5 protein-coding genes are annotated in these 4122 nt (G+C 70.1%); all 5 read left to right on the forward strand.

Annotation, left to right across the window (positions count from 1 at the left end):
- Nucleotides 1-94 precede the first annotated feature (94 nt).
- The 5 genes from K228_RS0124015 to K228_RS29905 are packed head-to-tail and all read left to right on the forward strand — an operon-like array spanning nt 95 to nt 4092.
- Nucleotides 95-391 (forward strand): WhiB family transcriptional regulator, encoded by a 297-nt coding sequence (locus K228_RS0124015; protein WP_025620660.1) that lies wholly within the window; start codon nt 95-97, stop codon nt 389-391.
- Entirely contained in the window at nt 388-1068 is a 681-nt protein-coding gene (locus K228_RS0124020) for a GGDEF domain-containing protein (RefSeq protein ID WP_025620661.1), read from the forward strand. The genes K228_RS0124015 and K228_RS0124020 overlap by 4 nt, the downstream gene beginning before the upstream one ends.
- Nucleotides 1065-1577 (forward strand): hypothetical protein, encoded by a 513-nt coding sequence (locus K228_RS0124025; protein WP_018255958.1) that lies wholly within the window; start codon nt 1065-1067, stop codon nt 1575-1577. The genes K228_RS0124020 and K228_RS0124025 overlap by 4 nt, the downstream gene beginning before the upstream one ends.
- Nucleotides 1577-1807 carry a hypothetical protein gene (locus tag K228_RS0124030; protein ID WP_025620662.1) on the forward strand — a complete coding sequence of 77 codons (231 nt, stop codon included), beginning with the start codon at nt 1577-1579 and terminating at the stop codon, nt 1805-1807. The genes K228_RS0124025 and K228_RS0124030 overlap by 1 nt, the downstream gene beginning before the upstream one ends.
- Nucleotides 1804-4092, forward strand: coding sequence for an ATP-binding protein (locus tag K228_RS29905; protein ID WP_025620663.1), 2289 nt, complete (start codon nt 1804-1806; stop codon nt 4090-4092). Before K228_RS0124030 ends, K228_RS29905 begins: the two co-directional genes overlap by 4 nt.
- Nucleotides 4093-4122 lie beyond the last annotated feature (30 nt).

Consider the following 4122-nt stretch of genomic DNA (forward strand, 5'->3'; position numbering starts at 1 on the left):
CCCGCCGAGGCCCGAGGCATCCGATCCAAACCGTGGAAGGGAGATCGACGTGCCTATGACGAGGTTAGCGGCTCCGCCCCCTAAGGCAGGGGCAGTGACGACCGAGCCGACCATGCTCCTGGAAAAGCGGGTCTATGCCCGTGGCCTGTGCACCAAAGCGGTGCTGACGGCGGATCTAGATCCCTGGTTTCCGGCGACGGAGCAGGAGTCCGCTTTGGAAGAGGTGGCGCGCAGGGTGTGCGCTGGCTGCCCGGTGAAGGACGACTGTGGCGAGCTGGCGCTGCGGAAAGAGCGCGGGCTGTCCCGGGACCGGATCCACGGGATCTTCGGCGGCATGGCCCCGCATCAGCGGATCGCGGCGATCCAGGCACGTCGGGGGGTGGCCCGGTGAAGGCGACCAAGGTGTTGCTGCCCACGTTGGGTGTGGTTTCGCTGGTGGGGCATGTGTGGGCTGCGCGGGTAGCCCGGTCGCAGCGGGTCCAGCTGGTGCGGGCCCGTCGGGATGCGGCTACGGATCCGTTGACGGGCTTGTCGAACCGGATCGGCCTGTACGAGGCCCTGTCCGACTTGTCGGCCGGGTCCTATGACCTGGTGCTCCTGGATGTGGACGGGTTTAAGAAGATCAACGATGCCTTCGGGCATGACGCGGGTGACGCGGTGCTGGTGGAGGCCGCGGGCCGGCTCACTGCGGTGCTCGACGAGGTTGACGGCGCGTGTGTGGCCCGGCTTGGCGGGGACGAGATGGTGCTGGTGTGCCCGTCGCCGGCCCCGATCGCGGGGATGCTCGGCGCGGAGGTGGTGCGGGCCCTGGCCGCGCCGATCACGGTGCCGGGTGGCCGGGAGTTGGCGGTGCGGGCCAGTGTCGGCGCGGTGTCGGCGATGGCTGGCGATGACCCGCTGCGGGTGATGAAGGCGGCGGACATCGCGCTGTACAAGGCCAAGGCGGCCGGCGGTGACCGGGCGGCTGAGTACGACCGGGCGGCGGGTTTGCCGCAGGTGGAAGCGCGGCCGGTGGTGCGGTTGCGGGCGATGGCCGGGACGGCACGCGTGCTGGGTGGTGCGGCATGACGGCCCCGACAGTGCTGGACATGACCGTGGTGCTGGACCGCTATCGGGTTCGTCTACGCGAGGTGTCTGACGTCGAGTTGGAGCGTCAGGCCGCTGCTGTCGCGGTGCTGCCTGGTGGTGACGGGCTGCGGCGTCTGGTGGATGCCGAGCGGGAGTATCGGCAGGCATTGCGCCGGCCGGTCGTGTCGGCACCTCCGGCTTCTCGGACGGTGAGCCGTGCGCTGCGGGCTGCGGCTGTCACGGCGGTGGCGGGGGCTCCGGTGGCGGTGCTTGCTGGCCGGGCCATGTCGGATCACGCCGACCAGGTCCCACAGGTGCTGCTGTACTCCCCGGTCGTTGCGGTTGGCCTGGTCACTGGCGTGGTTGTCGGTGGCCGTCTGGTCCGCTGGTTTGACGACCGCCGGCATCCGCCAGCGGTCGATGTGGATGAGGCCGATCTGGACCCGTACGGCCGCCAGCTGCTGGCCCAGGTGCGGGCCCGCCGCCGCGCGCGCGGGGAGGTGTGCTGATGGCCACCCTGCTGGTGCGGGTACGCCTGGATTGGTCCGACTCGACGCACTACGACCCTGACCGGTCGTTGCCCTGCCGGGTTTGCGCCACCGTCACGAAGATGCGCGACGGCCGTGGCGATGCGTGTCACCAGTCGTGTGCGGAGGACGAGCTCGCGCGGGAGCTGCTGGGGGCTGGTCTGGCCCGGATCAGCGACGAGCGGGCGAGGACGTCGGGCGGTTCGCGGTGAGCGCCGAGGCGGTGTCGGCCGGTGTAGATGTGCCGGCGGGTAGCCGGGCGGACAAGGTCGAGGACACCATCAAGGTGGTCATCCTCATGGCGATCATGGCGGCCGCGCTCGCGGCGGCGTTTACGCACATGAAGGACTGGACCATGGAGTGGATGCCGGAGGGCACTCCGGAGTGGTTCGGGTGGGCCAATGCGGTGATCTCTGAGCTGCTGCCGTTGGTGGCGACGCTGTCGTTGCGTAAGCGGCTGCGGCAGGGCAAGAAGTTGTGGTCCTACGCCCTGGTGGTCTTGCTGGCTGGTGCGGTGCTGTCGCTGGCCGCGCAGTTGTCGGCGGTCGGGTCGGACGCGTCCTGGTCGGCAATGTTCCTGGCCTGTCTTCCCTCGTTGGCTTTCCTGTTCTTGTCCAAGCTGGTGCTGGGGGATCTGGACGGCGGTCGGAAACACGCGGAAATCGTGGCCGAGCGTCAGCGTCGGGCCGCCGCGGAGGCGCAAGCACGGGCGGAAGAGGTCCGGGTGGCGCGGGCGGAAACGGCCGCGGCTCGGGCGGCGCAGGCGGAAGCGGAAACGACGGCGCGGGCGGAAGCCGCGCGGGCGGAAGCGGAAACCGCCGCGCGGGCTGAGGCGGAAACCGCGCTGGCCGAGGCGGAAACCCGGGCGGCGGCTGAGGCGGAAGCGCGGGCGGAAATCGAGGCCTCCACGGAGGCGGAAATCGCCACCTGTGCCGAGGCCGAGACTCAGGCTCGCGCCGATGCCGATGCCGAGGCCGCGCAGCAGCGGGCCGTGGAGGCGGTGCAGGCGCAGCGTCTGGCGGAGGGCCGGCTCGCGGAGGCCCGTGACGCCGCGGACCGGGCCGCAGCCGCGCGGATGCTTGCGGAGCAGACCTGCGCTGAGCAGGTGCGGGTCCTGACGGAGGTATCTGAGCAGGCCGAACGGGACTCCCAGCAGGCATTGGCCGAGGCCCGATACACCGCCCCGACAGCCCTGTTGACCGTGGTTACCCGCCCCCCGATCAGCCGGTCCCAGCCGTGGCCCGGCCCGCAAGACGGGTTCGACCCGCGGCACGGGTGCGTACGGCTGGGTCCGTTCGCCGACGGTGAGGGCGTGGCCTGCTGGCGGGTGTACACCGCCGACAGCATGTGGGGCGGCTACATCCAAGGCGCACAAGGCTCGGGGAAGTCCCGCTTCATTGATCAGATCGCCATGTCATGCGCCGCGTCGACCTCACATCCGACGATCGTCTGGTACGGCGACGGGCAACGCGGCGATAGCTCCCCGCTGCTGGTCGCCCACGCCGACTACGCCGCCACCACCTTCGAGGGCATCTACAACATGGTTCAGGCCGCCATCCGCGTCATGAAGATCAACGGGGTGGAGAACCGGTTGAACCGGCAGAACGGGTTCACCCCCACCGACGCCCGGCCGGGTCTGCTGGTGATCCTCGACGAGTGCCACAAACCGTTGTCGGCGGCGGAGAACCCGCTGCTGGCCACGGCCACCCAGCAGGCACTGGCCAGCATCGCCCGCGAGGGCCGCAAAGTCGGCGTCGGACTGCTCATGGCCTCGCAGTCGGTGACGCTGGACGCGTTCGGCGGTACCGGTAACAGCAACCTGGCCGACACCCTGCGTTCCTGCCTGCTGGCCGGTAACGGGCTGATCCTGCGCTCGAAAACCCCTAACGCCAAAACGGTCTTCGGTGTGGACATCAGCCCCAAGACGTTTCCGAAGCTGCCCGGCTACGGCTACCTGTGCGACCCCGACCCCGGCGCCCGCTCCGCGCCGTTTCGCGGCTACCACGTCACCGACGAACTCGCCGAGTACTGGCCCGGGCGCATCACCTGGCGGTCACTGCCCGACCGGCAGGCCAACATGGCCGGCACGCACTACGCCCGCCGCCACCAGGTCGCCTCAGAGCAGCGGTTCGCCGACGAGATGCTGCTCGCGATGGCCGACGCCGGCACCGTCGAGGACATCGAGGCCCTGGAGCGCAGCATGGACACCGCCGCAGCCTCCAACACCACCGTCGACGTCATCGACCTCGGCGGCGCCCACCACCCGCCCGTGCGGCGGATCGAGAAGTTCTGGCAACAGCCCGCGGCCCGGCCGGTGTTGAGCACCGGCCAAGCCAAGGTCCTCGACGCCATCCGCGCCGGCCACACCGGCCCCAAAGACATCGTCGCCGCGACCGGCTACAGCGCCAGCCAGGTCTACAACCTGCTCGAACAACTCACCGACCAGCAGCAGATCAGCAAAGCCCGATACGGCCACTACCAGGCCACCGCCGCCTGACCCCCACACCAGAAGGAGAACCGCGTGCAC

It is taken from the genome of Salinispora cortesiana, from assembly GCF_000484695.1.
In the GTDB taxonomy this organism is placed as follows: domain Bacteria; phylum Actinomycetota; class Actinomycetes; order Mycobacteriales; family Micromonosporaceae; genus Micromonospora; species Micromonospora cortesiana.